Source organism: Janthinobacterium sp. HH104 (genome assembly GCF_001758715.1).
Taxonomy (GTDB): Bacteria; Pseudomonadota; Gammaproteobacteria; order Burkholderiales; family Burkholderiaceae_D; genus Janthinobacterium; species Janthinobacterium aestuarii.
In genome coordinates, this window is the sequence record NZ_LRIB01000017.1 from 82,957 (window position 1) to 96,676 (window position 13,720).

Sequence of the window (13,720 nt, forward strand, 5' to 3'; positions counted from 1 at the left end):
GGCGTGGGGACGGCTGGTCGCTATCGTCCTATAATTCATGTTTTCCCTGACATGAATAGCCACGATGACCGCAAACCGCCATTTTCACCCCCTGGATCGTTTGATTGTTGGCGCCGACAAGGCCCTGCGCGTCATGGCGGGCGTGGCCTCGGCCTCGCGCCCCACGCCAGCCGCACATGCGCCCGATGCGGAGCTGAGCCCGGCCGAACAGCGCCACAGCGCCGGCTTGATGCGCGTCAACCATGTGGGCGAAGTGTGCGCGCAAGCCCTGTACAACTCGCAGGCGCGCTATGCGCACAGCCCGGCCATCCGCGCCCAGTTCGACGAAGCGGGACGCGAAGAGGAAGACCACCTGGCCTGGACGGCCCAGCGCCTGACGGAGCTGGGCTCGCGTCTGAGTCTGCTCAATCCCCTGTGGTACGCGGGTTCGTTTGCGCTGGGTACCATTGCCGCGCGCATGGGCGACGGCCGCAGCCTGGGTTTTGTAGTGGAAACGGAACGCCAGGTGGAAGCGCATTTGGCTAGCCACTTGCAGGAATTACCGCCGCAGGACGCCAAGTCGCGCGCCATCGTCAAGCAAATGGCCATCGACGAAGTGGAACACGGCGCCGCCGCCCAGAGACTGGGCGCCATCGACACCCCGGCGCCCGTGAAGGCGCTGATGGGGTTGATGGGCAAAGTGATGACAAAAACAGCGTATTACATCTGATACTTCTGCGTAGATCGGGTAGGTCGGATTAGGCCGCAGGCCGTAATCCGACAACATTGTTGGCGCCGGTAGTGTCGTCGGATTACGCGGGGCTTGCCCCGCTAATCCGACCTACATCATTCCTCGATGATTTCGAAGGAATGCGTAATCTCGGCCGTCTTGGCCAGCATGATCGACGCCGAGCAATATTTGTCATGCGACAAGGCCACGGCCCGCTCCACGGCCGTCGGTTTCAGGGCCTTGCCCCGCACCGTGAAGTGGAAGTGGATCTTGGTAAAGACTTTCGGATCGGTGTCGGCGCGGTCGGCCTTCAGGGTCACCTCGCAGCCACTGACGGCTTCGCGGCCCCGTTTCAGGATCAGCACCACGTCATAGGCGGTGCAGCCGCCCGTGCCCAGCAAGACCATTTCCATGGGGCGTGGCGCCAGGTTGTGGCCGCCGCCATCGGGCGCGCCATCCATGGTCACCAGGTGGCCGGAACCCGTTTCTGCCCGAAAACTCATGCCCGACGGGCCATTCCAGCTGACTTTGCATTCCATCGTACTCTCCGAAAATTGTAAGCGTTTTGTATTGTAATAGAGGAATGCCCATCCATGTGCCGCCCGCCGGGCCGCAGCCGGCCTCGATTGCAGCTTGACGCGGCAAGGCAAAGCCGCTTATACTTGTCGGCTTTCCGTTCGCTCAGGAAAAGTAAATAAGGCAGAGTCCGCACGGCAGCATCGGCGGAACCACCATTTGAGCGTGTAATCTATTAGGAAGTCAACATGAAAACATTTTCCGCTAAAGGACATGAAGTCCAGCGCGATTGGTTCGTGGTTGACGCGACGGACAAAGTCCTCGGACGTGTTGCCAGCGAAGTGGCACTCCGACTGCGCGGCAAACACAAACCAGAATTTACTCCTCACGTCGATACCGGCGACTTTATCGTCGTCATCAACGCAGGCAAACTGCGTGTGACCGGTACCAAAGCTACTGAGAAAATTTACTACCGTCACTCTGGCTATCCAGGCGGCATCTACGAAACCAACTTCCAGAAAATGCAACAGCGTTTTCCAGGTCGCGCGCTTGAGAAAGCGGTCAAAGGCATGCTGCCTAAAGGCCCACTCGGCTACGCAATGATCAAGAAGCTGAAAGTGTACGCGGAAGGTTCCCATCCGCACGCTGCTCAGCAACCTAAAGCACTTGTTCTCTAAGGAACTGACATGATCGGTAATTACAATTATGGAACCGGCCGTCGCAAAAGTGCAGTGGCTCGGGTTTTTATCAAAGTTGGCACAGGCTTGATCGTTGTTAACGGCAAACCAGCAAACGAATACTTTTCGCGCGAAACGGGTCTGATGGTCATCCGTCAACCACTGGAACTGACCGGCAATGTCGAGCGTTTCGACATCAAAGTCAACGTCCATGGCGGCGGTGAGTCGGGCCAGGCTGGTGCAGTTCGTCACGGCATCACCCGCGCTCTGATCGACTACGATGCAGCGTTGAAACCGGAACTGGCAAAAGCCGGCTTCGTTACCCGCGATGCACGTGAAGTCGAGCGTAAAAAAGTTGGTCTGCGCAAAGCACGTCGCGCAAAGCAATTCTCGAAGCGTTAATTTCTACGCTACAGCACCTTCCGGGGTGCTGGTCGAAAAGCCGCTGGACTTCGGTCCCGCGGCTTTTTTGCATTTCAGCGTGACTCGGCGTTGCGCTGTAAAATACGCGGAAAACCCGCAGGGGTAGCGTTTCCCCTCATCTTTATGCAATCTATACACAAGGAAAGAACATGATCAAAGTTGGCATCGTCGGCGGCACTGGATACACGGGCGTGGAATTGCTGCGCTTGCTCGCTACCCATCCAGATGTCGAGTTGACGGCGATTACCTCGCGCAAGGAAGATGGCTTGCCCGTTGCTGACATGTATCCTTCCCTGCGCGGCCATGTCAAACTGGCGTTTTCCTCGCCGGACAAGGCGAACCTGGAGCAGTGCGACGTGGTCTTCTTTGCGACCCCGCATGGCGTTGCCATGGCGCAAGCACCAGCCCTGCTGGCCGCCGGCGTGAAAGTCATCGACCTGGCCGCCGACTTCCGCCTGAAAGACCAGGCCAAGTTCGAGCAGTGGTACAAGATTCCCCACACGGCCCCCGAGTTGATCGAACAGGCCGTGTACGGCTTGCCGGAACTGAACCGCGAAGACATCAAGCAAGCCAAGCTGATCGCCAACCCAGGTTGCTACCCGACCACTATGCAGCTGGGCTTTTACCCGCTGTTGAAAGCTGGCCTGGTCAACGCGGGCGGCTTGATCGCCGACTGCAAGTCGGGCGTGTCCGGCGCTGGCCGCAAGGCGGAAATCGGCATCCTGTTCTCGGAAAGCAGCGACAGCTTCAAAGCCTACGGCGTGGCCGGCCACCGCCACCTGCCGGAAACGACGGCGCAACTGCAGCGTTTCACTGACGAGAAAGTGGCGCTGACCTTCACGCCGCACCTGGTGCCGATGATCCGCGGCATGCATTCGACCCTGTACGCGCAGCTGAACAAGGATGTCAGCAATGAAGAGCTGCAATCCTTATTCGAAGAGCAATACAAGGACGAGCCTTTCGTCGACGTGATGCCATTCGGCTCGCACCCGGAAACCCGCTCTACGCGTGGCTCGAACATGCTGCGCCTGGCCTTGCACCGTCCCGAAGGCGGCAACACCGTCATCGTGCTGGTGGTGCAGGACAACCTGGTCAAGGGCGCATCGGGCCAGGCCGTGCAGTGCATGAACTTGATGTTTGGCTTGAAAGAAACGGCCGGTTTGCAACACATCGCCGTGATGCCGTAACGATACGCGACGGTGCTTGCGCGGGTCCGGCGCCTTTTTGCCGGACCTGTGATAAATTGGACTGCCACCTACCCCGACAGGATGACGTTCATGTTCGAGCGCAACGCGAAAAATCCCATCGACACCTTGATCGGCGCTTCCACGCGGATCGAGGGCGACCTGCTGTTTTGCGGCGGCTTGCGCATCGATGGCCATGTGCGCGGCAACGTCACGGGCGAGCCGGGCGAGCCCACGTATATAGTGCTGGGCGAGGCGGGCCGCATCGATGGCGAAGTGCGCTGCTCGAGCCTGGTCGTCAGCGGCGAGATCAATGGCCCCGTGTATGTGTCCGAAATGCTTGAAATCCAGCCAAAAGCCCGCATTGTAGGAGAGGTCTATTACAAGGTGCTGGAAATGCACAGCGGTGCATTGGTGCAAGGCAAGCTCAGTCGGCACGACAGCGCCGACCCCGTGCTGCACCTGGCCGTGTCGGAAATGTGAGCAGGAACAACACCGTCCAGCCGCATCAGCGGCGGCCGCAGCGCGACTTGCGCCAACAGTCTATAATGACTTAATGTTTTCTAGTAGGAGTGCCTGATATGAATGCCGTCGCTGAAATGCAAGATGTGATCCCTTCCCCTATTATCTTTACCGATAGCGCCGCTGAAAAAGTCGCGCAGCTGATCGAAGAAGAAGGCAATCCCGACCTGAAATTGCGCGTCTTCGTGCAGGGCGGCGGCTGCTCCGGTTTCCAGTATGGCTTCACCTTCGACGAAATCGTCAACGAAGATGACACCACCATGGTCAAGAACGGCGTCCAGCTGTTGATCGATTCCATGAGCTACCAGTACTTGGTCGGCGCGGAAATCGACTACAAGGATGACCTGGAAGGCGCACAGTTCGTGATCAAGAATCCTACCGCTACTTCTACCTGCGGTTGCGGTTCCTCGTTCTCGGTATAAAGTAGTTTTATCGGAATGTAAAAATAGCGGATCATCGATCCGCTATTTGTGTTTCTACGCCGGCTTAGCTCGGATATAAGGCGCCCAATACCCTCAGCCCCTGCGCCCCCGTCACGGCCGGCAGATTGCCCGGCTTGCGCTGCGTAAAGCGCCAGGCCAGCCACGCAAAGGCCAGCGCCTCGACCTGACTGGGCGCCACGCCCAGCGCTGCTGTCGATTCCACCGCCATGCCCGGCAATGCACGGGCCAGCGCCGCCATCAGGCTGGCGTTCTGCGCGCCACCGCCACATACATACACGGTTTCCGCCTGTGCCCCGTCGCGCGCGATGGCATGCGCCAGGCTGGCGGCCGTCAGCTGTGTCAGGGTCGCCTGCACGTCGGCAGGATTGGCTTGCGGGTAGTTGCTCAGCTTGTCCTGCAGCCAGCCGGCATGGAACAGGTCGCGCCCCGTGCTTTTCGGCGCCGGCAAGTCAAAATACGGTTCATTGAGCAATTCCGCCAGCAGGGCAGGGATGACCTGGCCTGTCGCTGCCCAGGCGCCGTTGGCGTCGTAGGGCTGGCCCAGGTGCTGCAGGACCCAGCCATCCATCAGTGCATTGCCGGGGCCCGTGTCGTAGCCCGTCACGGTGCCGTCCGCGTGCAGCACGCTGATATTGCTGATGCCGCCGATATTGGCCAGCACGCGCGTGTGGCCTGGCACATTGAAAATGGCCTGGTGAAAAGCGGGCACCAGGGGCGCGCCCTGGCCACCGGCCGCCACGTCGCGGCTGCGCAAGTCGGCGATGACGTCGATACCCGTCAGTTCTGCCAGCAGGGCGGGGTTGTTCAATTGGCGCGTAAAACCCAGCTCGGGGCGGTGGCGGATGGTCTGGCCATGCGCGCCGATGGCGGTGACGGCATCCGGGCCGATGCCCGCGTTGCTCAGGAGCTGGGCGACGCAGTCGGCGTAATGGCGCACGAGCTGGTTTGCCGCCAGCGCTTCGCGTTCGATTTCATTCTGGCCGGCACTTTGTAGCGCCATCAGATCGTCGCGCAGGCTGGCGGGGAAGGGAATGTAGGCATCGCCGAGGCTGCGTGTGCCGCCATCATCGGAAAAGTCGACCAGCGCGCCGTCAACGCCGTCCAGGCTGGTGCCAGACATCAGACCGATATACAGCATGGGTATTCCTTGAGTGCGTAAGTGATGGGGTGCATTGTGCCGCATTTTCCTGTTCAAAAAATAAAGGCACCGGCCATCTGCATGGGCGGTGCCTTTATATATTGCCCGAAGGCAGTGTTGCTTAGCGCGAAGCCAGTGCCGTGTCGTTCGGACGCAGCAGGGTGAAGCGGTGCATCATGTCAGCCGACACCATGCGGAAGCGGCTCAGCTCGGCGGCCGTCAATGGCGCCTGGGCTTGTACGTTCAGCTTGCTTGGATCTTGTGCCACGCCGCCGACGCGGAATTCATAGTGCAAATGCGCGCCCGTGGACCAGCCGGTGGTGCCGACGTAGCCGATCACATCGCCCTGGCTGACTTTTTGACCTTTTTTCAGGCCCGAAGCGAAGCGGCTCATGTGGGCGTAGGCGGTACTGTAGTTGGCCCAGTGTTTCAGGACAACAACATTGCCATAGCCGTTTTGGCTGCCGACGGAGTCGACCACGCCATCGCCCGAAGCGCGGATAGGCGTACCCGTTGCTGCAGCGAAATCGATGCCCTTGTGCGCTTTCCAGTTGCCGGAAATCGGGTGCACGCGCATGGAGAAGCCGGACGAGATACGGGAGAATTCGAGGGGGGATTTCAGGAAGGCTTTTTTGAGGGACTTGCCGTCGAAGCTGTAGTAACCGCCGCCTTGCTTGCTGGCTGGGTCTTCGAACCAAACGGACTGGTAAGTCGTGCCGCGGTTGGTGAATTCACCGGCCAGGATGCGGCCCGCTCGGACAAATTCGCCATCTTGCCAGAATGTCTCGTAGACAACATTGAACGAGTCGCCGCGTTTCAGGTCGGAGCGGAAGTCGATATTGGTGGAGAACATTTCCACGATTTGCGCGGAAATCGAGTCTGGCAGGCGGGTGCCGTCCAGGCTGGAATCGGTAGCGGCAAACAGGGTGGAGGTAATCTTGCGCGCGTGCATTTCAACGCGGCGTTCCAGCTGGGCTGCCACTTCCGTAGCCACGAACTTGTCGCCCTTGCGGGTGATCAGGATGTTCTTGACCGATTTGTCCGTGCCGTCGACGAGGGTGGCGCGCATCCAGTTGAGGTCGCCGTTTTCGGTCGTTTGCGCTTGCACGCGCTTGCCCGATTTCAGCAACATCACGCCGCGCGCGATCTTGTCGGTTTTAATGAAATTGGCGGCCGCCTGATCATCCACGCCGAGACGGGTCAGCAGAGTGGCGAGGGTATCGCCAGCGCGGACTTTTTCTTCGTGGGTGAAATTCTGGTCTACCTGTTCCATCGCGGAAATTTGCGAGGCGAGATCAGGCATTTCCAGGTTTTGGGCGATGGACGTGACCGGCAAGTCCGATGCGTCGGGCGCCATGGGCGACACAGCGACCGCGCCGAAGGCGGCCACGGCGAGCAGCACCGCGGACGCACCAATAATGCGTGCCTTGCGGGTCGTCGTCAGCTGTGTGTACAAGCGTGAGCCTGTGATTTTATGTATAGGGTTCATGCAATCAGTTAAAATTTGCCCTTGAACGTGACCTGAGCTAGCGCTCTTTGTTATTGTTATTTTGATTCGTTTTCATACGGCAAGATTGATGGGATCGAGCATTATAACAAACTCCGCAAACCTACTACCATTTTGAGATCTACAGTCAAATTTTATGGAAATCAACACCACCGCATCGCCTACAAAGGCTAACGCCGCTCAGACCGCGCTTCCGCTGTCTGACAGAGTACAAGAAGCCCTCGCGATTACCAAGCGTGGCGTCGACGAACTATTGATCGAAAGCGAATTTGCGCAAAAATTAGCACGCTCCGAGAAAACCGGTGTTCCGCTGCGCATCAAACTGGGCCTGGACCCGACCGCACCCGACTTGCATCTGGGCCACACTGTCGTCCTGAACAAGATGCGCCAGCTGCAAAACCTCGGCCATCAAGTCATTTTCCTCATTGGCGACTTCACGTCCATGATCGGCGACCCTTCGGGCCGCAACGTCACGCGCCCGCCGCTGACCAAGGAACAGATCGAGATTAACGCGATGACGTATTTCGCGCAAGCATCTTTAGTGTTGGACGCCAGCAAGACTGAAATCCGCTATAACTCCGAATGGTGCGATCCGCTGGGCGCGCGCGGCATCATCCAGCTCGCTTCCCACTACACGGTGGCGCGCATGATCGAGCGCGACGATTTCACCAAGCGCTTCCAGGGCGGCATTCCTATTTCCGTCCATGAATTCCTGTACCCGCTGATGCAAGGCTACGACTCGGTGGCCCTGAAATCGGACCTGGAACTGGGCGGCACGGACCAGAAGTTCAACCTGCTGGTGGGCCGCGAACTGCAAAAGCAGTACGGACAGGAGCAGCAGTGTATTTTGACCATGCCGCTGCTGGAAGGTTTGGACGGCGTGGAAAAAATGTCCAAGTCGAAGAATAACTACATCGGCATCACGGAACCGGGCAACACCATGTTCGCCAAGCTGATGAGCATTTCCGACGTCATGATGTGGCGCTACTACGAGCTGCTGTCGTGGCGCTCGATCGCCGAACTGGCCCAGCTGAAGCGCGAAGTCGAGGAAGGCCGCAACCCGCGTGACGCCAAGGTTGCGCTGGCGCAAGAGATCGTCGCCCGCTTCCACTCGCAGCAGGCGGCCGAAGATGCGCTGGCCGACTTCGTCAACCGCTCGAAGGGCGGCATCCCCGACGATATCCCGGAAGTGAGCCTCGCTGGCGCACCGCTGGGCATCCCGCAATTGCTCAAGCAAGCCGGTCTGTGCCCATCCACGTCGGAAGCCATGCGCAAGATCGACCAGGGCGGCGTGCGCATCGACGGCACCGTCATCAGCGACAAGGGCTTGCAAGTGGAAGCCGGTCAGTTCGTGTTGCAAGTTGGCAAGCGCAGCTTTGCGCGCGTCACCTTGACGGCATGATCGCGCTGCTGCAAAGAGTCACGCAGGCGAAGGTGGATGTCGATGGCGCCACCATCGGCGCCATCGACGCCGGGCTGATGGTGCTCGTGTGCGCCGAGCGGGGGGATACGGAGAAGGAAGCGGACGCCCTGCTGACAAAACTGCTCGGCTACCGCGTGTTTGCCGACGAGGCGGGCAAGATGAACCGCAGCGTGACGGACGTGGCCGGCGGCTTGCTGCTGGTGCCGCAGTTTACGCTGGCGGCCGACACCAAGTCCGGCACGCGCCCGTCGTTTACGCCGGCCGCCGCGCCGCAGGACGGCTTGCGCCTGTTCACGCATTTCGTGGACCAGGCGCGCAGCCGCCATGCAGGCGTGCAAACGGGGCAGTTCGGTGCCGACATGCAGGTGTCGCTCACCAATGACGGCCCCGTCACGTTCTGGCTACAAGTGAACGCAAAGCAATAACTATAAAGAGGAGCAAGCGATGAAATTGTGGAGCGAGACGTTTCGTGATGGAGGCCTGATGCCGGCCGACTATGCTTTTGCCGAGATCGATCCGGCCAGCCGCGTGCGCCTCGCCGGCAACCGCAATCCCCATCTGGCCTGGGACGACGTGCCCAACGGCACCGAGTCGCTGGCCCTGTTCTGCATCGACCCCGATGCGCCGCAAGATGCCAGCCTGGCCAACCGCGATGACCAGGCCCTGTCGCTGACGGCGCTGCGCGGCGACTTTTATCACTGGAGCTTGCTCGACTTGCCTCCGGCCATGCGGGTTATTGCCGCCGGAGAATTTTCCAGCGGCATCACTCCCCGTGGCAAGGCGGCAGGTCCCGGGTTGCGCCAGGGCATCAACGATTACACGGGCTGGTTTGCCGGCGATGCCGCCATGGCCGGCGATTACTACGGCTATGATGGTCCGTGCCCGCCGTGGAATGACGAGCGCATCCACCACTATATTTTCCGCCTGTACGCGCTCGACGTGCCGCAACTGGCTTTGCCCGAGCGTTTCACGGGGCAGCAAGCCCATGCCGCCCTGTACGGCCACATCCTCGATGAAGCCCAGCTCGTCGTCGCCTATTCGCTCAATCCCGAGTTGGCACTTACTCTGAAGAAATAACGCATGAGCACCACGATTTTATTGATACGCCATGGCGAGACGGCCTGGAATGCGGGCCGTCGCCTGCAGGGCCATATCGACATCGCCTTGAACGAGGCGGGCCTGGCGCAAGCGGTCGCGCTGGGGCAGGCGCTGGCGGACGAACCGCTGGCCGCCATCATCGCCAGCGACCTGCAGCGCGCGCGGCAGACGGCGCAAGCCGTGGCCGACGTGAACAAGCTGCCAGTGCAGATTGACCCCTTGCTGCGCGAGCGCTGCTATGGCGCTTTCGAAGGCTTGCTGTATGCGGACATCGCCGCGCGCTATCCGCACGAGTATGCGCAATGGCAATCGCGCCAGATCGACGCCGTGATGCCGTCGGGCGAGCGCCAGGCCGAAAGTTTCCGCCAGTTCTATGCGCGCGCAAACGGCGCCATCGCCCGCTGGGCCGAGCAATATGACGGCCAGACGATTGCCATCGTGGCCCACGGCGGCGTGCTCGAGTGCGCTTACCGCGAGGCGGTCGGCATGGCGCTCGACAGTCCGCGCGACTTCCAGGTCAAAAATGCCAGCGTCAACCGGTTTTCTTACGCCGACGGCAAGCTGCATTTAGTGCACTGGGGAAATATCGAGCACCTGAGCGCACCCGCGATGGACGAGCTGGGCTAAGCGGCCCCATCCTCACTCTGACGCACTGAGCTAAAAAATAGTGCTTATTAAATAGGCAGGGAATCGGTTAAAATAGCAGGTTCCTCCGTCCATTCCAGGTTCCTCAGTGCAAATCGGCCCTCACATTCTGCGCAACAACGTTTTCGTCGCTCCCATGGCGGGCGTGACGGATCGGCCTTTCCGCCAGTTGTGCAAGCAGTTGGGTGCCGGCTACGCCGTGTCGGAGATGGCGGCGTCGAATCCGCGCCTGTGGGCGACGGAAAAAAGCGCGCGGCGCACGGACCACGAAGGCGAAATGGAGCCGAAAGCCGTGCAGATCGCCGGCGCCGATCCGCAAGACCTGGCCGATTGCGCCAAGTTCAACGTGGACCGGGGCGCGCAGATCATCGACATCAACATGGGTTGCCCTGTGAAAAAGGTGTGCAACAGCTGGTGCGGTTCGGCCCTGTTGCAAGATGAAAGCCTGGTCGAAAAGATATTGCACGCCGTCGTCAACGCCGTCGACGTGCCCGTCACCCTGAAATTTCGCACGGGCTGGAACCGTTCCAACAAGAATGCCCTGACCATCGCCCGCATCGCCGAGCAAGCCGGCATCCAGATGTTGACCTTGCACGGACGCACGCGTGCCGATGGCTACAAGGGCGATGCCGAATATGAAACCATTGCCGCCGTGAAAGCATCAGTGGGCATCCCCGTGGTGGCCAATGGCGACATTACCAGTCCGGAAAAGGCCCGCTTTGTGCTCGATCAAACGGGCGCCGATGCCGTCATGATCGGCCGCGCGGCGCAGGGGCGGCCGTGGATTTGCCGCGAGATCGACCATTTTTTGCGCACGGGCACCTTGCTGCCGGCGCCGTACGTGGATGAAGTGCGCACGCTGATGGACGAGCATTTGCGCGCCCATTACGCGTTTTACGGTGAATTTCTCGGCGTGCGCACGGCGCGCAAGCACATCGGCTGGTACGTCAAGGATCTGGAGGGCGGCGAAGCGTTCCGCCAGCAAATGAACTTGCTGGAATCGACGGATGCGCAATTGCTGGCCGTTGATCAATTTTTTGAGTCGCAATGGAAATTTGGCGAACGGTTACAATACCGCCTCTCCGAATCCAGTGAAAGTGGCCTGATAGAAGCGGCCACGGCAGCATGAGCAGATAGCAAGGTAGTGGCATAAGTTATAAGCAATAGTGATCAGTACGAGTGATAAGAAGTACAAGGGCGAGCGCCTATACAGAGCGTCATGCAATATTAATTACAACACCGAGGCAAGAGGGCAGCACGCGGACCGCATGAGCGACGCGGCGCCGGATGGCCAGGTGTTCAGCCGGTTGAAGCATACAAATGAGCAAAGAAAGCATTCAGGAAGTCGTACAGAAAAGTCTAGAAGATTACTTCAATGACCTGGGCGAACAGCAAGCATCGAATATCTACGACATGGTCGTGTTGACCGTCGAAAAGCCCATCCTGGAAGTCGTGATGACACGCGCCGATGGCAACCAGTCGCACGCCGCGCAGATGCTGGGCATCAACCGCAATACCCTGCGAAAGAAATTGCAGGAGCACGGTTTGCTGTAATGCCGGCATGCAAGTGACGCCAAGATTTGAATCCGCCGCAGCGGGCCCAGCTTCATAGCTGACCGCTGCGCCATTCGCCAAGAACACTTAACCACCTAGCCACAGCCATGATCAAACAAGCTCTCCTCTCCGTTTCCGACAAGACCGGCGTTCTCGAATTCGCCCGCGCCCTGTCCGCCCTCGGCGTCAACCTCCTGTCCACGGGCGGCACCGCCAAACTGCTGGCAGACAACGGTGTTCCTGTCACGGAAGTGGCCGATTACACGGGTTTCCCGGAGATGCTCGATGGCCGTGTGAAAACCCTGCACCCGAAAGTGCACGGCGGTATCCTGGCGCGCCGTGATTTCCCTGAGCATATGTCGAAACTGGTCGAGCACGACATGCCGACTATCGACATGGTGGTGGTCAACCTGTACCCGTTCCAAGGCACGGTCGCCAAGGCTGATTGCACCCTGGAAGACGCGATCGAAAACATCGATATCGGCGGCCCGACCATGCTGCGTTCGGCGGCCAAGAACCACAAGGACGTGGTTGTCATCTGCGACCCGACCGACTACGACGTGGTACTGGCGGAAATGCGTGCGGCCGATGGCAAGGCAGGCGACGTCAGCTACGACACCAAATTCATGCTGGCGAAAAAAGTCTTTGCGCACACGGCGCAATACGATGGCGCCATCACCAACTACCTGACGAGCCTGGGCCCGACGAAAGTGCACGCCGAGCGCGGCACCTATCCGCAAATCCTGAACGTGGCCTTTGAAAAAGTGCAAGACATGCGCTACGGTGAAAACCCGCACCAGAGCGCCGCCTTCTACCGCGACCTCGTCACCACCGACGGCGCGCTGGCCAACTACCGCCAGCTGCAAGGCAAGGAATTGTCGTACAACAACATCGCCGACGCTGATGCTGCCTGGGAATGCGTGAAGAGCATGGGCGGCTTCGAGCAAAGCGCCGCGTGCGTCATCGTCAAGCACGCGAACCCATGCGGCGTGGCCCTGGGCAAGAATGCGGCGGAAGCGTATGCGCGCGCCCTGCAGACGGACCCGACCTCGGCATTCGGCGGCATCATCGCCTTCAACACGGAACTCGACGGCGCCACCGCCGGCGAAATCGCCAAGCTGTTCGTCGAAGTGCTGATCGCCCCGTCGTTCTCCGCCGAAGCGAAACAGATTCTGTCGAGCAAGCAAAACGTGCGCATGCTGGAAATCCCGCTGGGCAGCGGCGTGCACGCCATGGACTTCAAGCGCGTCGGTGGCGGCTTGCTGGTGCAATCGCCTGACGCTAAAAACGTCGGTATCGGCGACTTGCGCGTGGTCAGCAAGCTGCAGCCAACGCCGCAGCAACTGGCCGACCTGATGTTCGCCTGGAAAGTGGCGAAATTCGTCAAGTCGAACGCCATCGTCTTCTGCGGCAATAACATGACCCTGGGCGTGGGCGCTGGCCAGATGAGCCGTATCGATTCGGCCCGCATCGCTTCCATCAAGGCGCAAAACGCGGGCCTGTCGCTGACGGGCTCCGTCGTGGCGTCGGACGCCTTCTTCCCGTTCCGCGATGGCCTCGACGTCGTCGTCGACGCGGGCGCGACCTGCGTCATCCACCCGGGCGGCTCGATGCGCGACCAGGAAGTGATCGATGCGGCGGACGAGCGCGGCGTGGTCATGCTGTACACGGGCACGCGTCACTTCCGTCATTGATATCGATAGAGAGAGTAGGTCGGATTAGCGGGGCCGCAGGCTGCGCGTAATCCGACAAGCGCAGTTGGCAACGCATGTCGGATTACGCGTACCGCTAATCCGACCTACAGCTACTCGATAAAGTACTCAGCGGCAGGCACCGGTTATTCACCGGTCTGTCTCTTATACACATCTGACGCTGCCGACG

Annotated in this window: 16 protein-coding genes; 13 read left to right on the forward strand and 3 right to left on the reverse strand. The window is 59.9% G+C overall.

Features of this window, described 5'->3' with window-relative positions; all coding sequences use genetic code 11:
• Positions 1-64: 64 nt before the first annotated feature.
• Positions 65-709 (forward strand): 2-polyprenyl-3-methyl-6-methoxy-1,4-benzoquinone monooxygenase, encoded by a 645-nt coding sequence (gene coq7 / locus JAB6_RS05130; RefSeq protein WP_034749238.1) that lies wholly within the window; start codon positions 65-67, stop codon positions 707-709.
• Between the two features lie 116 nt (positions 710-825).
• Here the strand turns inward: coq7 and JAB6_RS05135 are convergent, their stop codons facing one another.
• Entirely contained in the window at positions 826-1,248 is a 423-nt protein-coding gene (locus JAB6_RS05135) for an OsmC family protein (protein ID WP_034749235.1), read from the reverse strand.
• Between the two features lie 225 nt (positions 1,249-1,473).
• Here JAB6_RS05135 and rplM point away from each other — a divergent pair, with 225 nt between their 5' ends.
• The 5 genes from rplM to erpA all read left to right on the forward strand — a co-directional run bounded on the left by rplM (position 1,474) and on the right by erpA (position 4,453).
• Positions 1,474-1,902: a 50S ribosomal protein L13 gene (gene rplM, locus JAB6_RS05140; protein ID WP_010393282.1), complete on the forward strand. Its 429-nt coding sequence runs from the start codon at positions 1,474-1,476 to the stop codon at positions 1,900-1,902.
• Between the two features lie 9 nt (positions 1,903-1,911).
• Positions 1,912-2,304 (forward strand): 30S ribosomal protein S9, encoded by a 393-nt coding sequence (rpsI, locus tag JAB6_RS05145; protein ID WP_010393285.1) that lies wholly within the window; start codon positions 1,912-1,914, stop codon positions 2,302-2,304.
• Between the two features lie 170 nt (positions 2,305-2,474).
• A complete protein-coding gene (gene argC / locus JAB6_RS05150; RefSeq protein WP_070301630.1) occupies positions 2,475-3,512 on the forward strand; it encodes an N-acetyl-gamma-glutamyl-phosphate reductase in 1,038 nt (345 codons plus the stop codon).
• Positions 3,513-3,602: 90 nt separating this feature from the next.
• Positions 3,603-3,992 (forward strand): polymer-forming cytoskeletal protein, encoded by a 390-nt coding sequence (locus JAB6_RS05155; RefSeq protein WP_034749532.1) that lies wholly within the window; start codon positions 3,603-3,605, stop codon positions 3,990-3,992.
• Positions 3,993-4,090: 98 nt separating this feature from the next.
• Positions 4,091-4,453, forward strand: coding sequence for an iron-sulfur cluster insertion protein ErpA (gene erpA, locus JAB6_RS05160; protein ID WP_029496047.1), 363 nt, complete (start codon positions 4,091-4,093; stop codon positions 4,451-4,453).
• A gap of 64 nt (positions 4,454-4,517) precedes the next feature.
• Here the strand turns inward: erpA and JAB6_RS05165 are convergent, their stop codons facing one another.
• Both JAB6_RS05165 and JAB6_RS05170 read right to left on the reverse strand, forming a co-directional pair.
• Positions 4,518-5,612: an anhydro-N-acetylmuramic acid kinase gene (locus JAB6_RS05165; protein WP_070301631.1), complete on the reverse strand. Its 1,095-nt coding sequence runs from the start codon at positions 5,610-5,612 to the stop codon at positions 4,518-4,520.
• A gap of 121 nt (positions 5,613-5,733) precedes the next feature.
• Complete coding sequence (locus tag JAB6_RS05170) at positions 5,734-7,101, reverse strand: M23 family metallopeptidase (protein WP_034749221.1); 1,368 nt, start codon at positions 7,099-7,101, stop codon at positions 5,734-5,736.
• Between the two features lie 154 nt (positions 7,102-7,255).
• On the opposite strand from JAB6_RS05170, the gene tyrS reads away from it, so the two are divergent.
• The 7 genes from tyrS to purH all read left to right on the forward strand — a co-directional run bounded on the left by tyrS (position 7,256) and on the right by purH (position 13,533).
• Positions 7,256-8,521 carry a tyrosine--tRNA ligase gene (tyrS, locus tag JAB6_RS05175; protein WP_034749219.1) on the forward strand — a complete coding sequence of 422 codons (1,266 nt, stop codon included), beginning with the start codon at positions 7,256-7,258 and terminating at the stop codon, positions 8,519-8,521.
• Positions 8,518-8,967, forward strand: a complete 450-nt coding sequence (dtd, locus tag JAB6_RS05180) for a D-aminoacyl-tRNA deacylase (protein ID WP_070301632.1) — start codon at positions 8,518-8,520, stop codon at positions 8,965-8,967. The genes tyrS and dtd overlap by 4 nt, the downstream gene beginning before the upstream one ends.
• A gap of 19 nt (positions 8,968-8,986) precedes the next feature.
• Complete coding sequence (locus tag JAB6_RS05185) at positions 8,987-9,619, forward strand: YbhB/YbcL family Raf kinase inhibitor-like protein (protein ID WP_070301633.1); 633 nt, start codon at positions 8,987-8,989, stop codon at positions 9,617-9,619.
• Between the two features lie 3 nt (positions 9,620-9,622).
• On the forward strand, positions 9,623-10,267 hold the full coding sequence (locus JAB6_RS05190; RefSeq protein WP_070301634.1) for a histidine phosphatase family protein: 645 nt from the start codon (positions 9,623-9,625) through the stop codon (positions 10,265-10,267).
• Between the two features lie 106 nt (positions 10,268-10,373).
• The gene (gene dusB, locus JAB6_RS05195; protein WP_072456748.1) at positions 10,374-11,414 is read left to right on the forward strand and encodes a tRNA dihydrouridine synthase DusB; all 1,041 of its coding nucleotides are present in this window, start codon (positions 10,374-10,376) and stop codon (positions 11,412-11,414) included.
• 191 nt (positions 11,415-11,605) lie between these two features.
• Complete coding sequence (locus JAB6_RS05200; RefSeq protein WP_008445162.1) at positions 11,606-11,839, forward strand: helix-turn-helix domain-containing protein; 234 nt, start codon at positions 11,606-11,608, stop codon at positions 11,837-11,839.
• Between the two features lie 107 nt (positions 11,840-11,946).
• The gene (gene purH, locus JAB6_RS05205) at positions 11,947-13,533 is read left to right on the forward strand and encodes a bifunctional phosphoribosylaminoimidazolecarboxamide formyltransferase/IMP cyclohydrolase (protein ID WP_070301635.1); all 1,587 of its coding nucleotides are present in this window, start codon (positions 11,947-11,949) and stop codon (positions 13,531-13,533) included.
• The last annotated feature ends 187 nt before the right edge of the window (positions 13,534-13,720 follow it).

Bases quoted from the DNA above. Each gene is read 5' to 3' on its own strand.
- rplM (WP_010393282.1), top strand. From the start codon at position 1,474: ATGAAAACATTTTCCGCTAAAGGACATGAAGTCCAGCGCGATTGGTTC.
- JAB6_RS05165 (WP_070301631.1), bottom strand. From the start codon at position 5,612: ATGCTGTATATCGGTCTGATGTCTGGCACCAGCCTGGACGGCGTTGAC.
- tyrS (WP_034749219.1), top strand. From the start codon at position 7,256: ATGGAAATCAACACCACCGCATCGCCTACAAAGGCTAACGCCGCTCAG.
- JAB6_RS05190 (WP_070301634.1), top strand. From the start codon at position 9,623: ATGAGCACCACGATTTTATTGATACGCCATGGCGAGACGGCCTGGAAT.
- JAB6_RS05155 (WP_034749532.1), top strand. From the start codon at position 3,603: ATGTTCGAGCGCAACGCGAAAAATCCCATCGACACCTTGATCGGCGCT.
- JAB6_RS05185 (WP_070301633.1), top strand. From the start codon at position 8,987: ATGAAATTGTGGAGCGAGACGTTTCGTGATGGAGGCCTGATGCCGGCC.
- JAB6_RS05170 (WP_034749221.1), bottom strand. From the start codon at position 7,101: ATGAACCCTATACATAAAATCACAGGCTCACGCTTGTACACACAGCTG.
- JAB6_RS05200 (WP_008445162.1), top strand. From the start codon at position 11,606: ATGAGCAAAGAAAGCATTCAGGAAGTCGTACAGAAAAGTCTAGAAGAT.
- dtd (WP_070301632.1), top strand. From the start codon at position 8,518: ATGATCGCGCTGCTGCAAAGAGTCACGCAGGCGAAGGTGGATGTCGAT.
- coq7 (WP_034749238.1), top strand. From the start codon at position 65: ATGACCGCAAACCGCCATTTTCACCCCCTGGATCGTTTGATTGTTGGC.
- purH (WP_070301635.1), top strand. From the start codon at position 11,947: ATGATCAAACAAGCTCTCCTCTCCGTTTCCGACAAGACCGGCGTTCTC.
- erpA (WP_029496047.1), top strand. From the start codon at position 4,091: ATGAATGCCGTCGCTGAAATGCAAGATGTGATCCCTTCCCCTATTATC.
- rpsI (WP_010393285.1), top strand. From the start codon at position 1,912: ATGATCGGTAATTACAATTATGGAACCGGCCGTCGCAAAAGTGCAGTG.
- argC (WP_070301630.1), top strand. From the start codon at position 2,475: ATGATCAAAGTTGGCATCGTCGGCGGCACTGGATACACGGGCGTGGAA.
- JAB6_RS05135 (WP_034749235.1), bottom strand. From the start codon at position 1,248: ATGGAATGCAAAGTCAGCTGGAATGGCCCGTCGGGCATGAGTTTTCGG.